The sequence below is a fragment of the Streptomyces sp. NPDC006385 genome, from assembly GCF_040612485.1.
In the GTDB taxonomy this organism is placed as follows: Bacteria; Actinomycetota; Actinomycetes; order Streptomycetales; family Streptomycetaceae; genus Streptomyces.
Window position 1 is genome coordinate 34,120 of sequence record NZ_JBEXQG010000057.1, and the last position, 26,902, is coordinate 61,021.

Genomic DNA, 26,902 nt, shown 5'->3' on the forward strand with positions numbered 1-26,902 from the left:
CGCTGCCTGGGGGTCGGTGTGTGCAAGGGGAGAGGGAACCGGCGTGATAGGTCGGCGTGCCGCGCTGCGCGGTGTCGTGGGAGGGGCGGCGGTGGTCGCCGTCGGCGGAGGGCTCGCGGGCTGCGGAAACAGTGGAGGGAAAGAGCAGCCGACCGGCGCCGAGGCGTCCGTCACTCCTCGCAAGGGCGGGAAACTGCGGGCGGCGTTCATCGGGGGGAGCGCGGAGTCCACCGACCCCACGCTCGCCGCCGGCGTCGGCGTCGACTACGTGCGAGCCCGGGTCGTCTGGGACGCCCTCGGTGAGCTGGACGGCGGCAAGCCCGTGTGGCGGCTGGCGGAGACCGTCGAGCCCAACTCCGACGCGACGAAGTGGACCGTGCGGGTCAGGAAGGGCGTCACCTTCAGCGACGGACGCCAACTCACCGCCCGCGACGTGCTGTTCAGTCTGCGCACGCTCGTCGAGAAGCGGAGCCCGCAGGGCGGCTTCGTCACGCACCTCGACCTCAAGAACGCCCGCGTCCGTGACGAGCGGACCGTCGAACTGCCCCTCACCATGGCCGACGGGTTCTTCGATCTCGCCCTCGCCCATTCGATGTTCGTGTTCCCCGACGGCACCAAGAACCTCGCCAAGGCCGTGGGCAGCGGGCCGTACGTGCTCAAGCAGTGGCAGGCCGGGCGCAGCAGTGTGCTGGTCCCGCGCAAGGACTACTGGGACGCGGACAATGGTGGGCCCCACCTCGACGAGCTGGAGCTGATCTCCGTCACCGACGCGGCCGCACGGCTCAGCGGCCTGAAGTCGGGCCAGTTCGAGTACGCCGGCGGGCTCGCCCTGACTGCCGTACGCACCGAACGCGGCAACAGTGCGCTGCGCATCGAGACGCCGCCCAAGGATCTGTGGGTCGACCTCAACCTCCCCATGAACCTCGGGCTGAAGCCCTTCACGGACGCGCGTGTCGTGCGCGCCGTGAAGCTGGCGCTGGACCGCGAGTCCCTGGTGCGGACCGTGACGCTCGGTCAGGGCGAGGTCGGCAACGACCTGGTGGGCGCGCACCAGCCGTACTACGACGACGGCATCGCGCAGACCGCGTACGACCCCGAGCAGGCGAAGAAGCTCCTCGCCGAGGCCGGGCAGGAGGGGCTCGCCGTCACGATCCGCACCTCCGACTACGACTACGGCACCGAGGAGAGCGCCACCGCGATGGTGCCGATGCTGGCGAAGGCCGGGGTCAAGGCGACGCTCGACAAGGTGCCTGCCGCGGACTACTACAGCGACTTCAAGACCATCCTCAGTACGCCCATCCAGACGGCCGCCTACCACCCCAACCCGCTGCCGCTGGCGATCCGTACGTACTACGGCTCGACGGCTTCCTTCCCGCTCACCGGCACCAAGGGCGCCGCCGAACTCGATCCGCTGATCGCCGCCATGAACCGCGCCACGCGGGAGGCGGATCGCCGGGCGCGCGTGGCGGACGTACTGCGGCATCTGCACGAACACGGCGGCGACGCGCTGTTCGCCCGGGTGCCGACGGTGTCCGGGTCGGCCGCGAAGGCGCACGGGGTGAAGTCGCGGGGCTACGCCGACTTTCCGAGTCTGCGGGACGCGTTCGTCGAATGAGATCGCAGCAGTCCCGGGTCTGTCGGCGCCCGCGCTCACACCCGTGGCCGGCGCGGAGCGCGGCCGCGCTGCTCGTGCTGTTCGCCGTGTCCGTGCTGGTGTTCGCCGCCACCGAGGCGGCGCCCGGCGACGCGGCCACCGCCCGGCTCGGCCCGCAGGCGTCCGCGCAGTCCGTGGCGGAGCTGCGGGCTCAGCTGGGCCTGGACCGGCCCGCGCCGCTGCGGTACCTCGACTGGCTCGGGCACGCCGTGCGCGGCGACTTCGGTGCCAGCTACGCGAGCGGGCGGCCGGTCGGCGAGGTGATCGCGGACCGGTTCGGCAACTCCCTCGTGCTGGGGCTCGCCGCCACGGCCGTGCTGGTGCCGCTCGCCGTGGGACTGGGGCTGTGGGCGGGGCTGCGGGCCGGGCGGCGCGGTGACCGGGTCGTGTCCGGTGCCGCGCTCGGGCTGGCCGCCGTACCGGAGTTCGTGACGGGTGCTCTGCTGATGGCGGTGTTCGCGGCCGGTCTTGGCTGGCTGCCCGCCGTGTCCCTGCTGGGCGCCGGGCAGGGGCCGCTCGACGAACCGTCCGTGCTCGTCCTGCCGGTGCTCACGCTGGTCTCGGTGTGCCTCGCCCAGAACCTGCGGCTGGTACGGGCCGGTGTGGCCGAGGCCGCCCGCTCACCGGCGGTGGAGGCCGCGCGGCTGAACGGGGTGCCCGAGGTCCGGGTCGCCCTGCGCTACGTCCTGCCCGCCGGGCTCGGCCCCGCCGTCCCGATGCTCGCCCGCTCCACCGCCTACCTGCTGGGCGGGGCGCTGGTCGCGGAGTCCCTCTTCGCCTACCCGGGCATCGCCGCGCTCCTGGTGGACGCCACGGCGGCCCGGGACGTCCCGGTGGTGCAGGCGGTCGCCCTGCTCGGCGCGGCCGTCGCGGTGGCCGCGAACCTCGTTGCCGACCTGGCCGTACCGCTTCTCGATCCTGTGCAGAGGCGGGCGCGATGACCCTGATCTCCGAACGTCCGCCCGCCGTGGCGGCCCCCGAGTCCGACCGGCCGGTGCGGCGGCGATGGCGTGGGCGGGCCGCGCTGGTCGTCCTGCTGCTGGTCGCTGCCGTCGCGCTGCTCGGACCGCTGTTCGCGCCTCACCCGGTGACCGAGCCCGTGGACATCCCGTACGCGCCAGGCAGCGGCCAAGCCCCGCTGGGAACCGACCGGTTGGGCTCCGACGTGCTCAGCCGGGTGCTGTCCGGTGGCCGCTCCCTGCTGCTGAACGGGCTCGCCGTCACGGCCGCGGTCTGTGCACTGGGCGCGGTCGCCGGGATGACCGCCGCCTGCCGCAAGGGATGGACCGACACCCTCATCCTGCGTCTCGCCGACGTCCTGCTGGGGCTGCCCGCCTTCCTGCTGCTGAGCGTGGTGGTCGTGGCCACCGGGCGCGGCACGACGGGCGTCGCACTCGCCGCCGGGCTCGTCCTGCTGCCGGAGAGCATCCGCGTGGTCAGGGCCGCGACCCTGCGCATCCTCTCCCAGGACTACGTGGAGGTCGCCGTAGCCCGCGGCGAGCGCACGGTGAGCGTTCTGGGGCGCGAGGTGCTGCCCAACCTCGCGCCGGTGCTCGCCGCCGACGCCGGGGTGCGTTTCCTCGGCGCGGTCACCGTCGTCGCCACCGCCGCCTTCCTCGGATACGGCGCCCAACCACCCGCCGCCGACTGGGGGTTGATGGTCCTGGAGAACCGCGACGGCCTCACCCTCCAGCCTCTCGCGGTCCTCGTGCCGGCGGTGCTTCTCCTGGTCCTCCTGCTCGCCACGAATCTCCTGCTCGACTCGGCGTTCCCCGGACCGGACGTGCGGGCCGTCGGCCGTCGACGCAAGGCCGCGCCGGGTGGTGTGGAGGCGGCGGGGACTCTGCTGTCCGTGCGGGGGTTGCGTGTTGAGCGTGACGCAGGACGCGCAGTACTCGACGGTGTGGATCTCGACCTCCCGCCCGGCGAACTCCTCGCCGTGGTGGGGGAGTCGGGCAGCGGCAAGACCACGCTCGTCCTCGCCGCGCTGGGGCACATCGCCCCGGGGCTGCGGCACGCGGGCGGTTCCGTACGGCTCGACGGTCAGGACCCCCTGACACTGGACGAGCGTCGGCTACGGCGGCTGCGCGCATCTGTATGCGGATACGTCGCCCAGGATCCGCGCACCGCGCTCGCCGCGCACTTGCGAGTCGGCACCCAGATCAGCGAGGTGCTTCGGGCCCGCCGAATACCCAAGGAGCGGTGGCCGGAGCGGATCGAAAGGGCGTTGCGGCTTGCGGGACTCGACCGGCCGCAGGAGGTCGTTCACCGCCTGCCGCATCAGCTCTCCGGCGGTCAGCGTCAGCGGGCCGCGCTGGCAGCCGCACTAGCCGCGGAGCCCCGGCTGCTCGTCCTCGACGAACCGACCAGCGCCCTCGACACCGTCACCGCCGCCGCGTTCCTCGCCGACCTGACCCGGCTGCGGCGCGAGACGGACACCGCTGTCCTGCTCGTCTCGCACGACCTCGCCTCGGTCGCCTCCGTGGCCGACCGGGTGGCCGTCATGGACGGCGGGCGGATGGTCGAGATCGGGCCCGCCGAGACCGTGCTCAGGGATCCGGCGAGTGAGCGCGGGAAGGCGCTGGTCGCGGCGGCCCGTCCGGGCGCTCCCACAACCGCGGACTCCACAACCGCGGACTCCACGGGCGAGGGCGCACTGCTGCGCGCGTCCGACATCTGGCTCGTCCGCGACAAGCCCGTACTTGACGGGGTTGGTCTCACCCTCGACCCGGGAGACTGCCTGTCCGTGGTCGGCCCCTCCGGCTGCGGCAAGACCACCCTGCTGCGCTGTCTCGCCGGACTCGACATCCCCACGCGAGGCGACATCCACCTCCACGGTGCGGTGCTCGCCGGGGACGTACGCCACCGCGAACCCGGACAGCGCCGCCGAGTGCAGCTCGTCCCCCAGGACCCGTACGCCTCACTCAACCCCCGCCACACCGTGGCCGCGATCGTCGGCCGGCCGCTCGTGTTCCGTCCTGACATACCGGCGGTACGGCGATCGGCGGAAGTGGAGCGGCTGCTCGCCCAGGTCGGCCTGGACCCGGAGCTGGGCGGACGGCTCCCCGGAGCCCTGTCGGGAGGTCAGCGGCAGCGGGTGGCCCTGGCACGTGCGCTGGCCGCGGGACCCGAGGTGCTGCTCTGCGACGAGGTGACCAGCGCGCTGGATCCGTCGGTGGCGGCCGCGGTCACCGAGCTGATCGCGGGTCTGCGGGCGGAGTTGGGGATCGCCGTCGTCATGGTCACGCACGACCTGTCGGTCGCCGCCCGTCTCGGCGGCCGGGTTGCAGTGCTGCACGAGGGGCGGATCCGTGAGACGGGGCCGGCGGCCCGGGTGCTGAGCCGGCCCGGGCATGACGTGACCCGTGCCCTGGTGGCGGCGATGCCGAAGAGGGCGCGGGCCGCTGGAGAGGACGTGACACGGTGACCTTAGGGTGGCGGTATGCCGAGCTCGACGACCGACAGCGACGGAACGCGCCCCGGGAACGGGAAGCGCCGCGCCCCGCTGAACCGGGCGACCGTCGTGGCCGCCGGACGGCGGGTCGCCCGCGACGAGGGGCTGTCGGCGGTCACCCTGCGCCGTGTCGCGGCGGAACTCGGCGTGACGGCCATGGCGTTGTACCGGCACGTGGGCGACAAGCGGGAGTTGCTGGTCGCGATGCTGGACGACGTGGCCGAGCAACTGGTGCTCCCGGACCGCGACGGCTCGCCCTCGGACCGGCTGGTCCTGGCCTTTCGCGCGCTGCACGACCATCTGACGGCCGAGCCGTGGGTGGCCGAAGTCCTCAAGGCCGGCGAGCTGTTCGGGCCGCGCGCCTCGCGGTTCGTCGAGCATGTGCTCGCCCTGCTGGAGGAGGCGGGGCTCAGCGACGACGAGGCGGCCGACGCCTACTGGGCGCTGTGGTGGTACACCTTCGGGCACCTGTCGTACCTGCCCGCGCTGCGGCCCGAGGGCCGCCCGGCCCGGCATGAGCTGATGACCCGAGTCCGCATGACCGAACATCCCCGGCTGGCCCGGATGCTGGCCCGCCCGCCGCGCCAGGCGGCGGCGGAGGACGCGTTCGTGCCCGGCCTGAAAGCCCTTCTGCGGGGCCTGTTGCCGCCGAACTGAGCCGGGGGCCGCCGGATCGAGCACGCGGTGTACCGCTGCCGTCCGCCCGCATGTATACGTCGTATACCCATGTCTGCAAGGGGTTTGCCCATGACCCAGGACGTACGCCAGGAGCCGGCCGCCGACGAGACCGGCCCGCCGGCCGGCAACGGCTGGCTGCTCGCCACGACATCACTGGCCGCCGTGCTGATGACGCTGGACATCACCGTCGTCAACGTCGCCCTGCCCGAAGTCGCCGCCGATCTCGACGCCGGACTGACCGGCCTCCAGTGGGTGGTGAACGCCTACACGCTGGTGTTCGCGGCGCTCCTGCTCCCCGCGGGGGCGCTGTCCGACCGGATCGGGCGCCGGAACATGTTCCTCACCGGCGTCGCGGTCTTCACCGTCGCGTCGGCGGGCTGCGGCGCCGCACCCGGCGTCGGGACGCTGATCGCCTGCCGCGCCGTGCAGGGCCTGGGCGGTGCGATGGTGATGTCGACCGCCCTCGCCCTGATCGCCGGGGCCTACGAGGGCCCGCGCCGCCAGTCGGCGATCGGGATGTTCTCGGCGGCGGGCGGCGCCGCGGCCGCCCTCGGCCCGCTGGTGGGCGGTGCCGTGGTCGAAGGTCTCGACTGGCGGTGGATCTTCTACGTCAACCTGCCGGTCGGTGCCCTCATCATCGCCGGCGCCGCGCTGCGCGTACCCCGGGAGCGCAAGGGCGAACGGCCGCGCCCCGAGGGCCGGTTCGACCTCGTCGGGCTGCTGCTCGCCGCCGGGGCGCTGCTCGGTCTCAACTACGGCCTGGTGACCGGCCCCGAGGACGGCTGGACCTCGGCCTCCGCCCTGCTGCCCCTGGTGGCCGGGGCGCTGCTCGTCGCCGGGTTCACGGCGTGGGAGACACGGCGCCGGGACGCGGCGATGTTCGACGTACGGCTGCTGCGAGTGCCGTCGTTCACCGGCGCGATCGTGCTCAGCTTCGTCTGCCGCGTCGTCAGCTTCGGTGTGCTGCCGTATCTGATCCTGTGGCTGTCCGGGATGCTCGGTCACAGCCCGCTGGGCACCGGGCTGCGGCTGCTGGCGATGACCGCCTTCATCATGCTCGTCGCCCCGTTCAGCGGGCTTTTCCTGAAGCTGATGCCGACGCGCGGCGTCATGGCGCTCGGCACGGGCATCACCGCTGTCGGGCTGCTCACCATGGCGCGCGTCGGGCCCGACGACTCGTGGCTGGTCATGCTGCCCGGCCTGGTGCTCCTCGGCATCGGCGGGGCGATCGCCTTCCCGCCGCTGATGGGCATAGCCGTCGGGGTGGTGCCGCCGGAGCGGGCCGGGATGGCGTCCGGGATGACCAACACCTTCTTCCCGCTCGGCACGGCGGCCGGAGTGGCCGCCTTCGGCGCCGTGTTCAGCACCCGCATCGACAGCGACCTCGACGACACGCGGCTCGCCGCGCTGAACGTCCCGGAGGGGATGCGGCAGCAGGTCCGGGACGCTGTGGCCGCCGGGCAGTTCGGCTCGCTCGAACGGGCTCTGCCCGCCGCGGCACGCGAACCGGTCCTGGACGCGGCCCGCTCCGCGCTCACCGGTGGCCTGGCGACCATCTGCGTCGCGGCGGCCGTGGTCAGCCTGCTCGCCGCCCTCGCCTCGTGGACCCTCATCCGCGACCGGGACCAGCTGACCGCGAAGGAGGCGGCGGATGGCCCTGCCTGACACCACCGAGCGCGACGTCCCTGACACCACCGACCACGACCTCTACGGTCCGGCCGCCGAGTTCTACGACCTCCTCGCCGCCCCCGCCTGGGCGCGGCTCGGCCCGCTGCTGCGCCGGGCACTCGACCGCGTCGATCCCGGGCACGGGCCCCTGCTCGACATCGGCGCGGGCACCGGGCTGTCCACCGAGGCCGCCGCCGACGCCGTTCCCGGCGCCCAACTGCTGGCGGTGGAGCCCTCCGCCGGGATGCGCATCGCGCTGTCCACCCGGCTCGCCTGCCGTCCCGAACTCGCCTCGCGCGTCACCGTCACCGCGGGCACGGTGAACGACGCGCGGCTGCCGCCCCGCCTGTGCGCGGCCGTCGCCCTCGGCGTCGTAGGACACCTCGGACCTGCTGAACGCGCCGCCCTGTGGCGGCTGTTGAGCGAGCGGCTGGCGCCCGGAGCTCCCGCCGTCGTGGACGTCCTCGACCGCACCGCACCCCCGACCCGGGCCCCGCTCCGTCTGGCGACCCGTCGCGTCGGCGCCCTGGACTACGAGTCGTGGAGCGAGGGCGCCGACGACGGCTGGACCCTCACCTACCGCGTGCGCGACGGGGAGACGGTCGTCCGTGAGCACGCCGTGCCGCTTCCCTGGTCGGGGATCGGCATCGACGACCTCGCCGAGGAAGCCGGCGCCGCCGGGCTCGTCTGCACGCCGCTCGGCCCCGATTTCGCCGTACTCCGATCCACCACCACCCGAGAGGAACTCTCATGACCGGCGCGGCCCTCGCGGACTCGCGAGCGGGCACCCCCGACACCGCCCCCCAGCCACCCGAGGACCCCGGCAAGCCGCCCGGCCTCGGAGACTTGCTCGCCCCCGTACGCGGGCGCCTGATCGCCGCGGTCGTCGCCCAGGCCGCCGCCGCTGTCTGCTCGATGATCCCGTTCATCGCGGTCGCCGAACTCGCCCGCGCCCTGCTGGCGTCCGGCGGCCCGGACGAAGGCCGTGCCTGGGCCGCGGCCTGGACCGCCGTGGCCGCCCTGGTGGCCCGGCTCGTGCTCTACGCGACCGCCGGCGTCCTCACCCATCACGCCGACGCCGACCTCCAGTTCGGGCTGCGCCGCCGCATAGCCGGGCACCTGGGGCGGCTGCCGCTCGGCTGGTTCACCGAGAACAGCTCGGGCGAGGTGAAGAAGGCGGCGGGCGACAACATCTCCGCCCTGCACCACTTGATCGCGCACACGGCGCTGGAGGTCACCTCGGCGATCGTGGCGCCGCTGACCGCCCTGGTCTATCTGCTGACCGTGGACTGGCGCCTCGCCCTCGTCGCCCTGCTCCCGCTCCTGCTCGGCGGCTACTTCTTCAAGCAGGCCATGTCCGGCGGCGAGGAGGTGACGGCACGGTTCTTCGGCGCGATGGGCGCCGTCAACGCGGCCGTCGTCGAACTCGTCCACGGCATCACGGTGATCAAGGCGTACGGCCGCACATCCCGCGCCCATCGCGCCTACGACGACGCCGCCGACAGCTTCTCCGTCTTCTTCCGTGACTGGATCATGAGCACGACGCGGGCCAGTACGTCGGCCGCGCTCGCCCTGTCCGGCCCGGCCGCCCTGCTCCTCGCCACCGCGGCCGGCACCCTGTTCGTCACCCAGGGCTGGACCGACGCGCTCGACCTCGTGCCGTTCGTCCTGCTGGGCCCGGCGCTGACCGGGTCCGTGATGGGGCTGGCCCAGTCCGGGCACGCCGTCCAGGGCGGCATGCAGAGCGCCCGCGAGCTGCAAGCACTGCTGTCCGTACCGGCCCTCCCCGAGGCGTCCGAGGCCGCGGCGCCGGGACAGGACGGCGGTGTCGAGCTGACCGGCGTCGGCTTCAGCTACAACGGCGCCACGGACGTCGTGAGCGGCATCGACCTGACCCTGCGGCCCGGCACCGTCACCGCCCTGGTCGGCGCCTCCGGCTCGGGCAAGTCCACCCTCGCCAGACTGGTGCCCCGCTTCTGGGACCCGACCGCCGGAACGGTACGGATCGGCGGCACGGACGTACGGGACATCGCCCCGAACGACCTGTACCGCCAGGTGTCCTTCGTCTTCCAGGAACCCCACCTGCTGCGCACCACCGTCCGCGACAACATCCGCCTCGGCCGCCCGGACGCCGACGAAGCAGCCGTGGAGCAGGCCGCGCGCGCCGCGCACATCCACGAACGGATCCGCGCCCTGCCGCGCGGCTACGACTCGGTGATCGGCGAGGACGCGCTGCTCTCCGGCGGCGAGTCCCAACGCCTCTCCGTGGCCCGCGCGTTGCTCGCCGACGCCCCCGTCCTCGTCCTGGACGAGGCGACCTCCTTCGCCGACCCCGAGTCCGAGGCCGCAGTCCAGCGGGCCCTGTCCGCGCTTGCCGCGGGCCGCACCCTGCTGGTCATCGCCCACCGGCTCGCGACGGTACGGGACGCCGACCACATCGTCGTCCTGGACGGCGGACGCATCGCCGAACAGGGCACCCACGCCGAACTGCTGGCCCTGGACGGCCGCTACGCCCGCATGTGGGCCCTCCAGCAGAAGGGAGCCGCGCGATGACCGCGCTGCTGACACGCGTACTGGGACGGGAGCAGACGGAGGGGCTGCGCCGCGTCCTGCTGTGGGCGGCCGTCGCCGCCGCCCTCCAGGGAGTGGCTTACGCGCTCTTGGTACCGCTGCTGACCCGGCTCCTCGGCGACGACCCCGAGGCGGCCTGGCCCTGGGTCGCCGCCCTCGCCGTCGCGACGGTCGCCTACGGGGCCGTCGCCTTCACCGCGGCTGTGCGCGGCAACCGCTTCAGCGCCGACCTCGGGCGCACGCTGCACCACCGCATCGGTGACCATGTCGTCGCCCTTCCGCTGGGCTGGTTCGGCGGCGAACGCACCGGTGCGCTGGGCCAGTTGGCGGGACAGGGCGTGGTCCAGGTGATGAACGCCGCCGCCAACCTGTTGCGGCCGCTGTGCAACGCCTTCGTCACGCCCGCCGTCGTCGTTCTCGCCACGTTCGTCTTCGACTGGCGGCTCGCGCTGGCCATGGTGGTGGCGGCGCCCGTCGCGGCCGCCGCGTACCGCTGGTCCGGGCGGCTGATGTCCCGCGTCGACCGGCAGTCCCATGCCGCCGCCGTCGAGACCGCGGACCGGCTGGTGGAGTTCGCCCGGCACCAGCCCGCGCTGCGCGCCTTCGGGCGGACCGCCGAGGATCACGAACTCCTCGACGCCGCCCTGCGCGAGCAGCAGGCCAAGGCCCGCGCCGCCGTACGTATCGGCGTACCGGGCATCGCGGGCTTCGCGCTCGCCGTGCAGCTCTGCTTCACCTGCGTCCTGCTGCTCGGCACGGTTCTGGCGGTGGGTGGATCGGTCGGTGCGGGTGAGCTGATCGCGGTCCTTGTGCTGGCCGTGCGCTTCGTCGAACCCATGGGTGCGGCGGCCGAGTTGGGGGGCTCCCTGCGGGTCGCCCGCGGCACGCTGGAGCGCCTGGACGAGGTGCTCGCCGCCGATCCGCTGCCGCAGCCGGAGACCGAGGCGCCGCTCCCGGAGGCGTACGGCATCGAAGTCGACGGTGTCTCCTTCGGCTACGGCGACGGGCGCACCGTGCTCGACGGACTCGACCTGCGTGTCCCGGCCGGGAAGACGGTGGCGCTGGTCGGTCCCTCCGGCTCGGGCAAGACCACGGTGACCAGGCTGATCGCCCGTTTCTGGGACGTGACCGCGGGCACGGTCCGTGTCGGCGGGGCGGACGTCCGTGACCTGACGACGGATCAGCTGATGGCGCGGCTCGCCATGGTCTTCCAGGACGTGTACCTCTTCGCGGGCACGATCGAGGAGAACATCCGCGCCGGACGGGAGGACGCCACGGACGAGGAGGTGCGCGAGGCCGGTCGGCTCGCGCGGGTCGACGAGATCGCCGAGCGGCTCCCGGACGGCTGGAACGCCCGCGTCGGCGAGGGCGGCGCGGCCCTGTCGGGCGGGGAGCGGCAGCGGATCTCGCTGGCCCGGGCCCTGCTCAAGCAGGCCCCGATCGTGCTGCTCGACGAGGCGACCTCGGCGCTCGACGCGGAGAACGAGGCCGCGGTCCAGCAGGCGCTGGGAGCACTCACCGCGGATCGGACGGTTCTCGTCGTGGCCCACCGCCTCGACACCATCCGGGGCGCCGATCTGATCGCGTTCCTGGATGGCGGGCGGATCGTCGAGCAGGGGACGCACGAGGAACTGCTGGCACTCGGCGGGCGCTACGCGGCGTTCTGGGGTGAGCGGGAGCAGGCGAGCGGGTGGCGGCTGGCGGTGCGTTCCTGAACAGTGCCCGAGTAGGCGGAAGGGCGGCACGGTGGGTTACCGTGCCGCCCTTCCGCCTGTGGGTCACCCGGTGGGCGCGCAGGTCACCAGGTGGATGCCGGTTCCCGTGACCTGGCGGCCGGTGATCCGCAGCCCGGCCCGGGCCACCAGGTCGTCCAGCTGCCGGGGCGTACGTTCCCGGCCGCCGAACAGCACCAGCAGCCGTAGATCCATGGCCGCGGCGACGTCGGCGCGGCGCCCGTCGGTGACCAGGTTCTCCACGACAAGGACCCGGCCGCCCTCGCCGGCCGCTTCGGCACACCGGCGCAGGATGTGTTCGGCCTCTTCGTCGCTCCAGTCGTGCAGCACCCAGGTGAGCAGATACAGGTCCGATCCCGCCGGCAGCGGGTCGAAGAAGCTGCCGGGATGCACCGAGGCACGCTCCGCCAGCCCGGCCGACGCCAGCGCGCGCCGCGCCTCCTCGGCGGCCTCGGGGAGGTCGAGCAGCGTGCCGCGCAGCGCGGGGCGCGCGGTGAGCAGCCGGGCGAGCAGGGATCCGGAACCGCCGCCGACGTCCACCACGTGCCCGCGCTCGGGCCAGGCGTACGCCGCGACGACCTCCGGGGCCGCGAACCTGGTGTGCGCGGCCATCAAGTCGGCGTAGGAGCAGGCGAGTCCGGGGTCCTCCAGGGTGTCCTGCCACAGGGACCGGCCGTGCACGAGAGGGTAGGCGGGCTCCCCGGTGCGCACGGTGTCCAGCAGGCGCCCGAACGCCTGGTCCATGCGTCCGCCCATGCCGTCCAGATCGTACCAGGCGCGCAATCCGAACGCCCCGCTGTCCTTGAGGAGTTCGGCTGCGGGCGTCAGGGCGTACGTGTCCTCCTCCGGCTCGGCGAAGACGCCCCGGCCGGTGAGCACGCGCAGCATGCGGCGCAGGGCGTCCGGGTCGGCGTCCGCGGCCCGGGCGAGGTCGGGCAGTGCCGTGTGACCGGCGGCGATGTGGTCGGCCAGGCGCAGGGTCGCCGCGACCCTGATGGCCCACGGGGTGACGAGGTCGGCGAGCGCGGCCAGGTCGACCCGCGAGGGGGCGGCTTGGGGAAGGGTGGTCATGTCGTTCAGCTCCAGCTCCAGCTTCGGCTTCAGGGGAGTACGGGGTGCACGGCGGCAGGGGCGGACGCACCGCAGGCGTCGAGCACGGTTGCGACAACCCGCTCCACCTCCGCGACCAGGTAGAAGTGACCGCCCGGCAGCACCAGACTGCCGAACGCCCCCGACGTGGCGCTCTGCCACGCCGCCATCTCCGCCTCCGTCGCCTCCTCGTCGCGGTCCCCGGTGAGGGCGGTGAGAGGGCAGCGCAGCCGGGCGGCGGTGTCCGGACGGTACGTCTCGATGAGGCGGTAGTCGGCCCGTACCGCGGGCAGCAGCACCGCCCGCACCTCGGGGTCGTCGAGCAGGGTGGCGTGGGTGCCGTCGAGGCGGCGCAGTTCGGCGGCGAGGCCGTCGTCGTCCCGCAGGTGGACCGTGCCGGGGCGCTGGCGGCGCGGTCCGGGACGCCCGGAGACGACCACGTGCCGTGGGCCCGTGCCCGATGCCTCCAGCCGCAGGGCGGTCTCCCAGGCGACCGAGGCGCCCATGCTGTGCCCGAACAGGACGTGTTCCCGGCCCGGCCGGTCGGCGCGCAGCGCTTCGGCCACGGCCCCGGCAAGCTCGTCCATGGACTCGGCGGCGGGTTCCGTGAGCCGGTCCTGGCGGCCCGGGTATTGCACGGCGACGAGCTCCACGTGCGGCGGCAGCAGCCGGGCCCACGCGGTGTAGAAGGCGGCGCTGCCGCCGGCGTGCGGACAGCACACCAGCGACACATGTGCCGTGGGGCGGGGCAGCGGGCGGCGGAGCCAGGAGGAAGCAAAGCTGGTCACAGGAGTCACTCCAGGTGGACGGGAAGCGCGGCGGGGCCGCGGCTCATGAAGTCGCCGGCACGGCGGAAACGGAAGCCGGGCGCGAGCCGCAGCTTCGGATACCGCCCGATCAACACCTCGGCCACCACCCGTAGTTGGAGCCGGGTGAGGGAGGCGCCGAGGCAGGCGTGCGGGCCCTTGCCGAACGCCAGATGGGCGCGCAGTCCCGGCCGGCCGGGCCGGAACGCGTCGGCGTCCGCACCCCAGCGGACCGGGTCGCGATTGGCGGAGGCGACGACGGCGACCACCCGTTCCCCGGCCCGTACGGGCGTGTCGCCCACGGTGGTGTCACGGGTCGCAGTGCGCATCTGCCACAGCGCGGGCGGGTCCAGGCGCAGCGACTCCTCGATCGCCTCCGCCAGCCCCTCGGCCCGCCAGTGGTCTTCGCTCAGCAGCCGCAGCACCAGATTCCCCAGCGCATGGCGGAGGTTGGGCGCTCCGGCCACGATCAGGAAGTGCAGGAAGGTCACCGCCTCGGCGCGGTCCAGCCGCTGCAGGACACCGCTCAGCCCGCCGGAGCCGTCGGTGGTCCGCAGCGCCCAGCGCTCGAAGGCGGGCCACTCGGCGTGCGCCCGGTGGCCCAGCAGGTCGGTGAAGGTGCCGGCCCAGCGGTCGTAGTCCGCCGCGTCGATGTCGTCCACTCCGCAGAACGCGGCCAGGACGGCGCGTGGCAGCGGCGCGGTGAACGCGGGGACCAGGTCGGTGTCCTGCTGGAATCGGTCCGCGTCCTGCTGGAGGCGGTCAGCCAGCGCCCCGGCCCGTTCCCGCACGACGGGTTCCAGCTCCGCGACGACGGTCCGGGCGAAGGCGGGGGAGAGGAGCCGACGCAGCCGCGTGTGCGCGGGCGGGTCGAGCTGGGAAAGGGCCAACTCCCGGTCCGCTTCGGGTGTGTCGGGTACGGAGGTGTTGTTGCGGCGGCTCGACCAGAGAGCCGGGTCCGCCAGCACCGCCCGCACGTCCGCGTCGCGGACCACCACGTGCCAGCCGGGCAGCGGCGTGGAGACCGGCCGTTCGCGGCGCAGCGCGGCCAGCCGGGGATACGGGTCGTCGGTGTGACTCAGGTCCAGCGGGTTGAAAGCGGCCGTCGAGGTGGTCATGGGTGCCCCAGCCCCTCGCGCTCACGCACCGCCGCGACCAGGTCGGGCGCGGTGACCGGCTCCGGCGCGGGGCGGCGTACCAGGTCCGGGTAGCCGAGCCGGGCCGTGAGGTCCTGCCAGATCTGGCTGAGGGTGAGGTGGTACTGGCCCGCGCGCATCGGGTCCTCTCCCGCCCCGGCCGCTTCCGCCGTGGCCCGCAGCGCCCGCCGGACGCCGTCCGGCCACACGTCGGCGTACACCTCCCGGTGCGTGGGCGCCTCGGCCGGGCCGACCGGCTGGACGCTCGGCAGGTGCACCAGGCGGTGGGCCTCGGCGTCGAAGTCCAGCTCGCCGTCGTCCCCGCGCGGGGCGGGCAGCGCCGGGCTCCACAGGACCGGGCCGTGCGTCCCGGCCAGGATCAGCGTGCCGCCGCTGAAGCCCAGGGTGGCCCGGTGCAGCAGGTGGGTGTGGTTGTCGGGGTCCTCCGGGTCGAGCTGGTTCAGGACACGCAGGGTGAGGGGGACCCCGGAGAGCCGGCCCTCCAGGGTGGTGAACGGCCCGCCACTGGACACGGGGTCCCCGAGCTGCCAGGGCCGCAGTCCGCCGAGCGCCTGGCCGAGGATGTCGATCAGGTCGTACGACACATGGACGGCACACCACCCCTCCGCGTACAGCACGTCCTGCCGCTCGGCCAGATGGCGGGCCGCCGCGAGGAAGCGGCGCACGGGAGCCAGGTGCGGATAGAACGTGTTGAGCCGGTAGTGGACGTTGTGGCGGCGGGCGGTGCGCAGGCAGGCGGCCAGTTCCACCTGGTGGATCGGATGCTCGTGCAGCACGTGCACCCCGTGCGCCATCAGCCGCTGCGCGAGCGCGGCCCCCTCCCCGCCGCCGACCCCGTTGGGCACCACCACGCAGGCCAGGTCGGCGTGCCGGGGCACCTCGTCCGGGTCGGTGAGCAGGGGGACGCCGTAGCTTTCCGCGCATGCCTTGGAGCGGGCGCTGCCCCGGCCGAGGACGCCGGTCAGCCGGAACGGGAAGTCCGCCGAGGGCTTCCGGAAGGCACTGAGGTACACGCGGCCGAAACCGGTGCCGCAGACGACGACTCGGTTCACGGGAGTCACAGGATTCCTTCTTCCAGGGGGAGTTCGGCGAGCGGCCTGTCCAGCAGCCGAAGCCCGGTCACGGCCGGGGCCTGGGCGATACGCCGGGTGAGGTGCGCCGGATCGGGGAGTTCGGCGAAGTGCAGCTGTCCGGGCGGGAGTTCACCGTTCAGCACGGCCGATGCCGCGTGGGCGGCGGTGGTTCCGGTGAGGGCGGAAGAGTCCGTGCCGGTGAGGACGAGCGCGCGTCCGTCCAGCTCGCAGGTCACGGCCTGGTACGGCGCGCGGCCCGCCAGATCGGTGAGCGTGGCACGCGACAGCTCGTCCGCCGCTTCGTCCACGGCCCGGCCGCCCGGCGCCAGTCCCGCGCGATAGCGGTCGAGAACCGCGCGGGTGTGCTCGCCGCCGAACACCGTGTACCAGCGCACCTCGCCGAGCCCGTATTGACGGGCGACGGCCACGGCCTCCTCGGTGAGGTACGGGATCGCCGTCACGGCCCCGGGGAAGTACGGCAGCCTCGCCTCCCGCTCCACCGCGAGCGCCCCCGGCACCCGGCGCCCGTCGCGCCAGACGGCCGTCACCTCGCCACCGGGGCGGGCAAGCCGGTCCATGAAGTCCCGGGCCGCGGCGGGCGGGAAGTGGGGGAGCCCGCCGACACGCACGGTGAGGGTGCCGCCTTTGCCCTCCCAACCTTGTGTGAGAAGCCCGGGCAGCAGCCCCGCCAGCCCCGGCATCAGCCCCGCCCCGATCACCGCCGTCCGCCACCGCAACAGCCGCTCGTACGGCGGCGGTTCGGACAGTTCGGCCGTGTCGTTGACGTCGACCAGATCCGCGCCCGCCGCGAGGGCCGCGGCCGCCACCCGGTGGCCCACGGCCCGGACCGGCCCGGTGGCGTTGACGACGACACGGCACTGGGCGCAGAACGCGGCGAGGGCCGACGTGTCGGTCACGTCCACCGGGTCCGGCCACAGCCCGGCCTCCGCGGGCAGGGGCAGGCCGGGCCGACGGCGCACCGCCGCCCGCACCGGCCCCACCCCGAGCCGCAGCAACTCGTCCAGCACGGCCCGGCCCACCGCCCCGGCCGCCCCGACCACGCCCACCGCGACCGGCGCGGTACGGCCTCGGTTCACGGTGTGCCTCCGGCAGCCGCGGCCACCTGGTCGGCGTGCGGCGCGCGCAGGCAGCTGAAGTGGTCGCCGTCGACCTCGACCACCGTCAGATCACCGAGGCACACCTCACGCCACAGCTCGTCCGCCTCCTGCCCGAAGCCCGCGAGGAACCGCAGCCGGCCCCGCGGCTGGACGAGGGTGATGTCGCCCGCGTACGGCTGGGTGCTGTGCAGCGACGCGGCGGCGAAGGCGTGCCGGAACACCCGGTACAGACCCGGCACGTGGGCGGCGTCGCCGTCCCCGCCGAGGGTGCGGGCGATCGCCGCGAGCCGCTCCGCCTGAGGCACGTCGGCCAGGGACCGCATGCGGCGGGCCACCGCCTCCAGGCGCGGCTCACCGCACAGGGCGGCGAAGGCGCCGGACGGCACCCGGCCGGGGGTGGCGTCGAGGACGGCCCGCAGCGCCGCCCCCAGCTCCTCCTCCTCGTCCGGGTAGCCGGCCGCCGCCGGGTCCGCGCCGAGGACGCGGGCGAAGGCGTGCTCGATCAGCAGCTCGTCCTCGCACACGAAGGCGGGCGGGCTGCTGCTGACCACCGTCAGCCGCTCGACGTGCGCCCCGCCCTCGGTGAGCTGCCGGGCGATCTCGGTGGCGAGCTGCCCGCCCAGGCAGTACCCGGTGAGCCGGAACCGGTCGGCACCGGTCGCGGTCAACCGCCGTACGTGCTCGGCCGCGAGCCGCTCCACGAACTCCTGAGCCGGTATCTCCGTGCACGCCTCGACATCGCCGACGGCCAGGCCGACCAGCGGTCCGTACGCGGTGAGCCGGGCCGCGAGGTCCCGGTACGGGGCCATGGTGCCGATGCCCTCGTGCACCAGAACGTGCAGCACCCCGCCGTGTGGCGCTTCGCCGAGGGGCAGCAGCGCACTCGCCTCGCCCGTACCGGCCCCGGAGACCTCCGTCCCGCGCAGATGGCGGGCCAGGTCGGCGACCGTCGGGCGGTTGAGGAGCTCCCGCAGCAGGGTGTCGAACTGCTGGTCAGCCGCCTGCGGCACCTCCTCGATCAGCCGCGCCGACAGCTGGGCGAGCAGCAGCGAGTCCGCGCCCAGGTCGAACAGGCTTCGGTCGCGCGGGACGACCGTCACCCCGAGTGCCACGGCGGCCACCGCGGCGAGCCGCTCCTCCAACTCGTCGGCGGGCTCGGCGGTCTCCGCCACGGCGACGGTGTGCTGCTCCTCGGCCGTGACGGCCGCCCGGGCCCCGAGGGCCTTGCGGTCCACCTTGCCGTTGGACGTGAGAGGGAGCGCGTCGAGGACGTGCAGCGCGGCGGGCAGCATGTAGACCGGCAGCCGCGCAGCGAGGTGGTCGAGGGCGTCCGCGGGATCCACCAGGGCTCGGTCGGTCTTGAAGCGTACGGCGAAGACGTGCTGGCCCAGCGGCTGAAGCGGGTGGCCCTGCTCGGGCAGGCAGAGCGTGTTCTCGCCGCCGGCCTCGGCGAAGAGGCGCAGCCACTGCTCGCGGGTGACGAAGGTGGCGTCCGTGTCGTCCGCGCGCCGCAGGTCCTCCGCCCCGGTCATCATGAACGCCTGCGAGATCAGGATCTCGTAGTGCTCCCGCGTCGGCTCGGTGACCAGCAGCAGCCCGCCGGGCACGAGCAGCGAGCGCAGCGCGGTGAGCGCCGCCGCCGTGTCCCGGGCGTTGTTCAGCACGCCCGCGCACACCACCGCGTCGAACGAGTTCGCCGCCAGCCCCTGCTCGGCCGGGTCACGGTCCACGTCGTACAGCCCGTACCGCAGCCTCGGATCGTCCCCGAAGCGCTCGCGCGCCTTGTCCAGGAAGAACGGGCTCACATCGGTGAACAGCCACTCCACCTCCCGCCCGTCCAGCGCGGCCAGCGCCCCGGCGGTACTCGCCCCGGTCCCGGCACCCACCTCCAGCACCCGCAGCGGCCGTCCGGGCGCCCGCTCCTCGGCCGCCGTGCGCAGGGCTTCGGCGACGACACGGTTGAGGTAGGCGGACATGACGTTCTCGCGGTAGGCCGCGTCGGCGGTCTCCATCCGGGCCGCGGGGAAGAGGAGGTCGACCGCGGCGACCCGGTCGTCCATCAGCGCACCCAACTGGTCCGCGTTGGCGCGGAGATAGTCCAGCAGGTCGCGCGGACCCAGCTCGTCGCTCCATACGGCGGCGACCCGGTCCCAGGCGTCGGCGGCCGAGGGCGGCGTGGCGCTCAGCCGGTACCGGCCGGCGTCCTGCTCCAGGACACCGTCCGCGTGCAGGACGCGCAGCCAGCGCCGGAGCAGGCGGTGGTGGCGCGGTACGGCGGCTGCCTGCGCCACCTCGTCGGCCGTGTGGGCCGCCCCGGGCCCCGTGAACAGGCCGCGGGCGTGCAGCGCGTCGAGCATGGACGCCAGCGACGCCTCGTCCAGCAGCCGTGCGAACTCGGCGATCCGCTCCGGCTCGGCCACCTCGAACGCGTCGGCCGCCTCCCGGGCCCGCCGCACGACGACACCACCTGCCTCGGCGACCGGGGCCACCCGTGCCGGTTCCGCGAAGGCGACCAGCCGGCGTTGCAGCGGATCGTCGCCGACGGCGAGCACGGCTGCCCCGCCGACGGCCGGATGCCCCGTCAACGCGGCTTCGATCTCGGCGAGTTCGATGCGATGGCCCCGGATCTTGACCTGCCCGTCCTCGCGCCCCAGGAACTCGATGTCCCCGCTGGGCAGCCACCGGCCCAGATCACCGGTCCGGTAGAGCCGCTCCCCGGTGACGGGATGGGTGACGAACCGCCGTGCGGTCGTCTCCGGGTCCCCGTGGTAGCCGAGCGCCAGGCCGCTGCCGCCGATGCACAGCTCGCCCGGCACCCAGTCCGGCCGCGGCCGCAGGGCCTCGTCCAGGACGTGGAAGGTCTGGTTGGCGAGCGGCCTGCCGTAGAGGATGCTCGGCCGGTCCGGATCCACGGGCTGCTCGATCGGATGGTGGATGGACCAGATCGCCGCCTCCGTCGCCCCGCCCAGGCTGATCAGCCGCAGCTCCGGCAGCAGTTCCCGTACCCGGTCCGGCAGGCGTACGGGGATCCAGTCGCCGGACAGCAGCCCGAGCCGCAGCCCGGACAGCCCCGCCACGGCGGCCTGACCGGCGCCGGAGGCCAGGTAGTCGTACAGCATCTGGAGCTGCGCGGGCACCGAGTTCCACAGGGTCACCCGGTGGCGGGCCGCGAGGTCGGCCCAGTGCGAGGGGTCGCCGCGGCGCTCGGCGTCCGGTAGGACGACCGCCCCGCCGTGCGCGAGCGGCCCGAACAGGTCGTAGACGGACAGGTCGAAGCCCAGCTGGGCGAGGCCGAGGACCCGGTCGCCGCGGCCCACGCCGAACCGCTCGTCGATGTCGGCGACCGTGTTGAGCGCGGCCCGGTGGGAGACCACCACGCCCTTGGGCTCGCCGGTCGAGCCGGAGGTGTAGATGATGTACGCGGCCTGGTCGGGGCCCACCGGTCGCGACTCCACGACCTCCGACGGCTCAAGCGTGTCGACGGTGATCGTCGGCAGCTCGTACGAGTCGTCCAGGCCCGACCGCGTGAGTACGGCGACTGCCCCGCTGGACGCCAGGACCTTCGTGCGGCGGGCGGGCGGGTGGACGGTGTCGACCGGCACGTACACGCAGCCCGCGTCCAGCGCGCCGAGCACGGCCGGGACCTGCTCCCAGCCCTTGTCCATCACGATCGCGACCCGGTCGCCCGGCGCGACCCCGGCCGCCCGCAGCCGGGCGGCCACCGCCCGGGCGTACCCGGCGAGTTCGGCGTAGGTGAGGGTGCGGTCGGGGGCGATGACCGCCGGGCGGTCGGTGTGCGTGACGGCAGCGGCGAACACGCGCTCGTGCAGCAGCCCTTCGGGCAGGGGCCGCCCGGTGGCGTTGACCTCCGCATGCCGGGCCGCCTGCGCCTCGGGCAGCCGCACCGGGTCGGTGCTGTCCCACGGAGCGTCCGAGACGGCCAACTCCCTTACGAGAGAGGCGAACGCGCCGAACGCGTCATCGGCCAGGCCCTCCGGCAGGACGCCCTCCCGCACGTCCCAGCCCAGCAGGATCTCCCCACCCGACTCCATCACCTGGCAGTCGATCCACACCTGCGGCGTCTGCGTCACGCCGTACACGACCCTGCCGGGACCCGTGACCGGCACCTGAGTGCCCTGAAGGGTGCTGGTGAACACGACCGGCATCAGCGCCTGCCGGTCCGAGCGGCGGGCCGCCTCGCGCAGCACCTCCACGCCCGAGTACAGCCCGTGGTCCAGGTCCTCGAAGAGTCGCCCGCCGAGCGCTCGGGCCCGTTCCGCGAACCCCTTCTCGGCGTCGGGCTCGACGGCCAGCAAGGTCACGGACGTGAAGTCGCCCACGACCCGGCCGATGTCGGGGTGCACGGGGCGCTTGGCGAACACCGGCAGGTTGAGCGTGAAGCGCGGCTTGGCACTCCACCGGCCGATCACCTCGGCGTAGGCGGCGAGCAGCACGGTGGACACGGTCAGGTCGCGCCCGGCGGCCCGCCGCCGCAGCGCCGCCGACTCCTCGGCGGTCAGCCGGTCGGCCAGCCGCCGGAACCGCACGATCCCGCCCGACTCCTCATTCAGCACGGGGAGTTCGGGCGCGGACGGCAGATCATCGAGCCGGTCCAGCCAGTAGGCGCGGTCGCGGGCCCAGCGGGCGCTGTCGCGCAGCCGCCGCTCGGCGAGCACGTGATCGCGGAAGGACACCGGTACGGGTTCCAGGGCACGGTCGGGCGCGAGGCACAACTGCTCCAGCTCGCCGAGCAGTTGCTGCACCCCGGAGAAGTCCGTGACGAGCAGGTCGACGGAGAGGTGCACGAGCAGCCGCTCGGGGGCGTGCGTGAGCCGCACGTCGAACAGCGGCCAGGCAGCCGGGTCGTAAGTCCGCTGTGCCAGCTCGCCACGGAACCGCTCCGCGTGCTCGGCACCCGCCACCGGGATGTCGTACGGCGGCAGGTCCTTGAGCACCTGCTGCCCGTCCGGGTGGTACACCGTGCGCAGCGCGTCGTGCCGCTCGACGAGTGCCCGCCACGCGTCGGCGGCCCGCTCGGGGGCGACGCCGCCCGGCAGTTCGTACTCCAGGTAGGCGTGGCAGCCGATCCCGCCGTAGGGGAAGGCGTCGGTGCGGCCCAGCAGGTACGAGGACTGCACCTCCGTCAGCGGGAACGGCAGGTGCCGGCCGTCCGGGTCAGGTACCAGCGGCTCGGCGAACGGGTCCCGCAGATACGTGAGTACGGCGTCCCGGTCGGCGCGCAGCCGCTCGCGCAGTTCCTCGGTGAGGGCGCCCTGCGGCGCCCGGAAGCGGATACGGCCGTCCTCCTCCCACAACTCGACTCCGGCGGCGGCCAGTTCCGATACCAGCTCGGCGGCGCTCACAGCTCCCCCTCTTCCCAGTTCTGATCGGTGGTGCGGTCGGTGATGCCGGCCACGGCGGCGGCGAGCGCGGCCACGGTCGGGGCGGCGAAGAACTCCCGCAGCGGGACCTCCACGCCGGTGCGTTCGCGCAGCCGCGCGATGAGGCGGGTGGCGAGCAGGCTGTCGCCGCCGGCCGCGAAGAAGCCCTGCGCGCGGCCTGGGAACGGGGCGTCGGGCAGCAGCTCCGACCAGAGCGCGGCGACGAGTTCCTCGGTGGCGCCGCGCGGAGGGCCGCCCCCGTCGGCTTCTGCTTCGGCAGCCGTCGGTGCGGCAACGGCGGACTGCTCTCCCGCCCGGAGACCCGTGGTGAGGATCAGCGCCTCCCAGTCGTCGGCCGTGACCAGGTCTTCCAGCAGGCCGAGTTGTCGTGCCATCAGCGATTCGGTGAGGTCGTCGGGCAGCAGCCCGGTCACCGCGTCCCAGGTGAGCCGGAGCCCCTCGGCGTCCTCCAGCACCTGGTGGTCGAGCCAGACCTGCGGGGTCTGGGACACCGACCAGTGCGGCGGGGTCAGCAAGCGGGCCCGCTCGTCGTCGATGCCGAGCGCGCTGGTGAACACGACCGGCATGGCCGCCTGATCGGGGCCGCGCTGCTGGGCGAGCTGCCGCATCACCCACACCGCCGACACCGCCCGGTGGTCGAGGTCGGTCCACAGGCGGGCCTGCAGGCCCCGCAGCCGGGCGAGCCAGGACTCGCCCGCCGCCGGGTGGTGGGCGGCCAGGAGCAGCGACGTGAAGTCACCGGCGATCCGGTTGATGTCCGGGTGGATCTCCTGCCGGTCGAAGAGGGTGAGGTTGACGGTGAGTTCAGGACTTCCGGCGTGCTCGCCGAGCGCTTCGGCGTACACGGCGAGCAACAGCACGGAGGGCGTGATGCCGTAGCCCCGGGCCCGTTCCTTCAGCCGCTCCCACCTCGCGTACGGCAGATGCGTGGCGCGGCGCTCGAAGCGCGGGCGGCCGACCGCCGACGGCTCGCGCAGCAGCGGCAGCCGGGGCGCCGGGGGCAGCGAGGCGAGCCGGTCGCGCCAGTACTCCTGGTCGGCCGCCAGCGCTTCGTCCGGCGGCTGGGCCGAGGCGAGGTAGTCGCGGAACGTCACGTCCACCGAAGGGAGTTCGGCGTTCGGGTCCTCCCGCAGCTGCCGCAGCTCGGTGAAGACGATCATCATGCTGAGGCCGTCGAGGACCAGGTTGTCCAGGCTGACCCCGATCCGGGTCCGGCGCTCGCCGTCCGGCGTGGTGTAGTGCACGGCCCGTACGTCGAACAGTGGCCAGCGGGCGGGGTCGAGGACCTGGTGGGACATCTCCTCGCGCAGCGCGGCGAGATGCTCCTCGCCGTCCCGGACCGGGATGGTGAAGTCCGGCACCTCGGCCTCGGGGAGCACGCGCTGCCGTCCGTCCTCGTCGAAGACGGCCCGCAGCATCGGATGGCGGGCGATGAGCCGCCGCCAGGCCCGTTCCAGCCTGGCGATGTCGGCGTACTCCTCGTCGGTCTCGCTGTAGTAGTGCGAGCCGACCCCGCCGAGGTCGAGCTGTGCGGTACGCCCGATCCAGTACGCCCGCTGCACGTCGGTCGCCTCGAACGGCTCGTGCGCGTGCGCCGGATGGCTCACCAGGACCTGCGTGGCGGGCTTCTTCGTGCCCAGGGTGAGGGTGGCCGCGTAGTCCTTGAGTACCGGGTGGGTGAACAGTGCCGCGATGCGGGCGCCGCGTACCCCGGCCTCGCGCAGCCGGGCCACGAGGCGCGTGGCGAGCAGGCTGTCGCCGCCGAGTGCGAAGAACTCGTCGTCCCTGCCGACCTGTTCGGCCCCGAGCAGCTCCCGCCAGGCGGCGGCGACCAGCTCCTCGACCGGGCCGGCCGGCTGCCGTGTCACGGCGGACGACACCCCTGGACCGGCCGCGCGCTCGGCGAGCGCGGCGCGGTCCACCTTGCCGTTGGCGGTCAGCGGCAGCCCGTCCGGCAGGAGGAGGAGCGCGGACGGCACGGCATGCGCGGGCAGGCGGTCGGGGAGACGGCGCTCGACCGCGGCGAGGTCCAGCGGTCCCTCGGGAACCACGAACGCGGTCAGCCGCTGCTGCCCCCGTGGTCCCGTCGCGACGGTGATCGCGCGGGCGATTCCCGGCTGCGCGAGCAGCGCCGCGTCGACCTCGCCGAGCTCGGTGCGATGGCCCCGGATCTTCAGCTGATGGTCGCGCCGCCCCAGGAACTCCAGCAGCCCGTCGGGCCGGTAGCGGCCGAGGTCGCCGGTGCGGTACCAGCGCTCCCCTCCGTCGGTCACGAACCGGTCGGCGGTGCGCTCGGGATCGCCCCGGTAGCCGGTGGCCACCCCGGCTCCGCCGATCCACAGCTCGCCCGGCACCCAGTCCGGGCAGTCCTCGCCCAGCGGACTCACGACCCGGAAGCGCTGTGCGCGCAGCGGCGTCCCGTACGGCACCGACGGCCAGCCCTCCGGGGCGCCGGCGCTGGCGTCGTACGCGTTGGACCAGATGGCGGCCTCGGTGGCACCGCCCATGGCGATGAGCCGGCAGCCGCTCCGGGAGGTCAGGCGCGCGTGCAGGTCCAGTGGCACCCAGTCGCCCGAGACCATGGCGAGCCTGAGCGTGGGGGGTGCCTGCCCCGCCGACGCGGTGAGCAGCATGTCCAGCAGCATCGGTACGGAGTTCCAGACGGTGACGCCGTGCCGTGCGGCCAGATCGCGCCACCGCTGGGCGTCCCTGCGCTCCTCCTCGGCGACCAGGACGAGCGCGCCTCCCGCGCCGAGCAGTCCGAAGATGTCGTACACGGACAGGTCGAAGTCGAGCGCGGAGACCGCCAGGACGCGGTCGCCGGGGCCGATGCCGTGCCGCTCGTTGATGTCCTCGACGGTGTTGGCGGCGGCCCGGTGGGTGAGTTCGACGCCCTTGGGCTCACCGGTGGAACCGGATGTGAAGATCACGTATGCGCAGGAGTCCGGGGCGGTGGTCAAGGGGGCGGGGAGAGGGGCGGGCAGCGGCTCGGAGAGGAAGTCCGCGTCGAGGACGCATCGGGCCCGCGACGCGGCGAGCATCCGCTCGCGTCGCACCGGAGGCTGGTCGGCGCCCACGGGGACGTACGCGGCCCCGGCCGCCAGCACCCCGAGCACGGCGCTGATCTGGTCCGGCCCCTTGGGCAGGGACACGGCGACCGTGTCACCGGTGTCGACCCCGCGCGCGGCCAGTGCGGCGGCGATGCGCAGCGCGCGTTCGCGCAGCTCGCCCCGGGACATCACACCGTCGTCGCCCCAGAGCAGGGCGGGGGAGTCGGGCTCGGCGGCGGCCCGCTCGAAGAACGGCAGGTGCAGGGCGTGTGCGCCGCCGGGCTTCCCCGTGGCGTTGACCTGTTCGCGGACCGCACGCTGTCCCTCGGGCAGCAGGGCGGGCCGGGGCGTCTGCCAGTCGCCGTCGCACAGGTGGCGCAGCAACTCGTCGAAGGCGGCGGACATCGTCTCCACCAGCCCCTCGGGGAACAGCTCCCGCACCGCGTCCCACTGATGGCGCAGAGCCCCGTCCCGGCCCTCGTACACCTGGAGGTCGAGCCAGACCTGCGGGGTCTGGCTGACACCCCACACACGCGGCGGGAACCCGTCGGGCGCGTCCATGGACACGCCGTCGTCGACGCCGAGCGCGCTCGTGAACACCACCGGCACGGCGGCCTCCGACTCACCACGTGCCCGGGCCAGTTCGCGCATCACCCACACCGCGGACACCGAGCGGTGGTCGAGGTCGCGCCACAACTGCTCCTGGAGCCCGCGTACGCGGGTCAGCCAGTGCTCGCCGGGGCGCGGACGGTGGGCGGCGAGCAGCAGCGAGGTGAAGTCGCCGAGGACCCGGTTGATGTCCGGGTGGATCTCCTGGCGGTCGAACAGGGTGAGGTTGACGGTGAGCTCGGGGCTCTCGCTCCAGGTGCCGAGCACCTCCGCGTAGGCCGCGAGCAGCAGGGTGGAGGGTGTGACGCCGTGCTCGCGGGCGCGTTCCTTCAGCCGCCGCCAGCGGTCGGCGGTCAGGAGCCCCGACGTGCGCGTGAAGCGGGGGCGGCCCAGCGTGGCCGGGTCGCGCAGCAGCGGCAGCCGGGGCGCCGGTGGCAGCTCGGGCAGCCGGTCGCGCCAGTACGCCTGGTCGGCGGCGACCGTCTCGGGCGCGGGGCGGACGGAGGCGAGGTAGTCGCGGAACGTCGGCTCCACGAGCGGGAGTTCGGCGTCCGGATCGGCGTACAGCACGCCCAGCTCAGTGAAGACGGTCATCATGCTGAGGCCGTCGAGGACGATGTTGTCGAGGCTTACGCCGATGCGCGTCCTGCCCTCCCCGTACCGCACGGCCCGTACGTCGAACAGCGGCCAACGGGCGGGGTCGAGGACCTGGTGGGACATCTCCTCGCGCAGCGCGGTGAGATGTTCCTCGCCGTCCCGGACCGGGATGGTGAAGTCCGGCACCTCGGCCTCGGGGAGCACGCGCTGCCGTCCGTCCTCGTCGAAGACGGCCCGCAGCAT

General features: G+C 74.1%; 15 protein-coding genes. 8 read left to right on the forward strand and 7 right to left on the reverse strand.

Going from position 1 to position 26,902, the window contains the following annotated elements; genetic code table 11:
- The first annotated feature begins 43 nt into the window (after nucleotides 1-43).
- The 8 genes from ABZ078_RS32585 (at nucleotide 44) to ABZ078_RS32620 (ending at nucleotide 11,740) form a co-directional block, all read left to right on the forward strand.
- Nucleotides 44-1,615 (forward strand): ABC transporter substrate-binding protein, encoded by a 1,572-nt coding sequence (locus ABZ078_RS32585; RefSeq protein WP_356581279.1) that lies wholly within the window; start codon nucleotides 44-46, stop codon nucleotides 1,613-1,615.
- A complete protein-coding gene (locus tag ABZ078_RS32590) occupies nucleotides 1,612-2,595 on the forward strand; it encodes an ABC transporter permease (RefSeq protein ID WP_356581281.1) in 984 nt (327 codons plus the stop codon). The genes ABZ078_RS32585 and ABZ078_RS32590 overlap by 4 nt, the downstream gene beginning before the upstream one ends.
- Complete coding sequence (locus ABZ078_RS32595) at nucleotides 2,592-5,081, forward strand: ATP-binding cassette domain-containing protein (protein ID WP_356581283.1); 2,490 nt, start codon at nucleotides 2,592-2,594, stop codon at nucleotides 5,079-5,081. Before ABZ078_RS32590 ends, ABZ078_RS32595 begins: the two co-directional genes overlap by 4 nt.
- Before the next feature lie 15 nt (nucleotides 5,082-5,096).
- Entirely contained in the window at nucleotides 5,097-5,765 is a 669-nt protein-coding gene (locus tag ABZ078_RS32600; RefSeq protein WP_356581285.1) for a TetR/AcrR family transcriptional regulator, read from the forward strand.
- Nucleotides 5,766-5,855: 90 nt separating this feature from the next.
- The gene (locus ABZ078_RS32605) at nucleotides 5,856-7,451 is read left to right on the forward strand and encodes an MFS transporter (protein WP_356581287.1); all 1,596 of its coding nucleotides are present in this window, start codon (nucleotides 5,856-5,858) and stop codon (nucleotides 7,449-7,451) included.
- Nucleotides 7,438-8,208 (forward strand): methyltransferase, encoded by a 771-nt coding sequence (locus ABZ078_RS32610; protein WP_356581289.1) that lies wholly within the window; start codon nucleotides 7,438-7,440, stop codon nucleotides 8,206-8,208. Before ABZ078_RS32605 ends, ABZ078_RS32610 begins: the two co-directional genes overlap by 14 nt.
- Nucleotides 8,205-10,007, forward strand: a complete 1,803-nt coding sequence (locus ABZ078_RS32615; protein WP_356581291.1) for an ABC transporter ATP-binding protein — start codon at nucleotides 8,205-8,207, stop codon at nucleotides 10,005-10,007. The genes ABZ078_RS32610 and ABZ078_RS32615 overlap by 4 nt, the downstream gene beginning before the upstream one ends.
- The gene (locus ABZ078_RS32620; protein WP_356581293.1) at nucleotides 10,004-11,740 is read left to right on the forward strand and encodes an ABC transporter ATP-binding protein; all 1,737 of its coding nucleotides are present in this window, start codon (nucleotides 10,004-10,006) and stop codon (nucleotides 11,738-11,740) included. Before ABZ078_RS32615 ends, ABZ078_RS32620 begins: the two co-directional genes overlap by 4 nt.
- Before the next feature lie 63 nt (nucleotides 11,741-11,803).
- On the opposite strand, the gene ABZ078_RS32625 is transcribed toward ABZ078_RS32620, so the two are convergent.
- From ABZ078_RS32625 to ABZ078_RS32655, 7 genes are all read right to left on the reverse strand, one after another.
- A complete protein-coding gene (locus ABZ078_RS32625; protein ID WP_356581295.1) occupies nucleotides 11,804-12,829 on the reverse strand; it encodes a methyltransferase in 1,026 nt (341 codons plus the stop codon).
- A gap of 29 nt (nucleotides 12,830-12,858) precedes the next feature.
- Complete coding sequence (locus tag ABZ078_RS32630; RefSeq protein WP_356581297.1) at nucleotides 12,859-13,635, reverse strand: alpha/beta fold hydrolase; 777 nt, start codon at nucleotides 13,633-13,635, stop codon at nucleotides 12,859-12,861.
- 5 nt (nucleotides 13,636-13,640) lie between these two features.
- The gene (locus tag ABZ078_RS32635; RefSeq protein ID WP_356581299.1) at nucleotides 13,641-14,771 is read right to left on the reverse strand and encodes a cytochrome P450; all 1,131 of its coding nucleotides are present in this window, start codon (nucleotides 14,769-14,771) and stop codon (nucleotides 13,641-13,643) included.
- The gene (locus ABZ078_RS32640) at nucleotides 14,768-15,862 is read right to left on the reverse strand and encodes a Gfo/Idh/MocA family oxidoreductase (protein ID WP_356581301.1); all 1,095 of its coding nucleotides are present in this window, start codon (nucleotides 15,860-15,862) and stop codon (nucleotides 14,768-14,770) included. The genes ABZ078_RS32635 and ABZ078_RS32640 overlap by 4 nt, the downstream gene beginning before the upstream one ends.
- A 5-nt stretch (nucleotides 15,863-15,867) precedes the next feature.
- Nucleotides 15,868-16,980 (reverse strand): saccharopine dehydrogenase NADP-binding domain-containing protein, encoded by a 1,113-nt coding sequence (locus tag ABZ078_RS32645; RefSeq protein ID WP_356581303.1) that lies wholly within the window; start codon nucleotides 16,978-16,980, stop codon nucleotides 15,868-15,870.
- The gene (locus ABZ078_RS32650; protein ID WP_356581305.1) at nucleotides 16,977-22,364 is read right to left on the reverse strand and encodes an amino acid adenylation domain-containing protein; all 5,388 of its coding nucleotides are present in this window, start codon (nucleotides 22,362-22,364) and stop codon (nucleotides 16,977-16,979) included. Before ABZ078_RS32650 ends, ABZ078_RS32645 begins: the two co-directional genes overlap by 4 nt.
- The coding region (locus tag ABZ078_RS32655) for an amino acid adenylation domain-containing protein (protein WP_356581307.1) at nucleotides 22,361-26,902 on the reverse strand (4,542 nt) is incomplete at its 5' end. The genes ABZ078_RS32655 and ABZ078_RS32650, both read right to left, overlap by 4 nt.

Excerpts from the sequence above, each read along its gene's own strand:
- ABZ078_RS32590 (WP_356581281.1), top strand. The coding sequence starts at position 1,612 with ATGAGATCGCAGCAGTCCCGGGTCTGTCGGCGCCCGCGCTCACACCCG.
- ABZ078_RS32595 (WP_356581283.1), top strand. The coding sequence starts at position 2,592 with ATGACCCTGATCTCCGAACGTCCGCCCGCCGTGGCGGCCCCCGAGTCC.
- ABZ078_RS32600 (WP_356581285.1), top strand. The coding sequence starts at position 5,097 with ATGCCGAGCTCGACGACCGACAGCGACGGAACGCGCCCCGGGAACGGG.
- ABZ078_RS32605 (WP_356581287.1), top strand. The coding sequence starts at position 5,856 with ATGACCCAGGACGTACGCCAGGAGCCGGCCGCCGACGAGACCGGCCCG.
- ABZ078_RS32610 (WP_356581289.1), top strand. The coding sequence starts at position 7,438 with ATGGCCCTGCCTGACACCACCGAGCGCGACGTCCCTGACACCACCGAC.
- ABZ078_RS32615 (WP_356581291.1), top strand. The coding sequence starts at position 8,205 with ATGACCGGCGCGGCCCTCGCGGACTCGCGAGCGGGCACCCCCGACACC.
- ABZ078_RS32620 (WP_356581293.1), top strand. The coding sequence starts at position 10,004 with ATGACCGCGCTGCTGACACGCGTACTGGGACGGGAGCAGACGGAGGGG.
- ABZ078_RS32625 (WP_356581295.1), bottom strand. The coding sequence starts at position 12,829 with ATGACCACCCTTCCCCAAGCCGCCCCCTCGCGGGTCGACCTGGCCGCG.
- ABZ078_RS32635 (WP_356581299.1), bottom strand. The coding sequence starts at position 14,771 with ATGACCACCTCGACGGCCGCTTTCAACCCGCTGGACCTGAGTCACACC.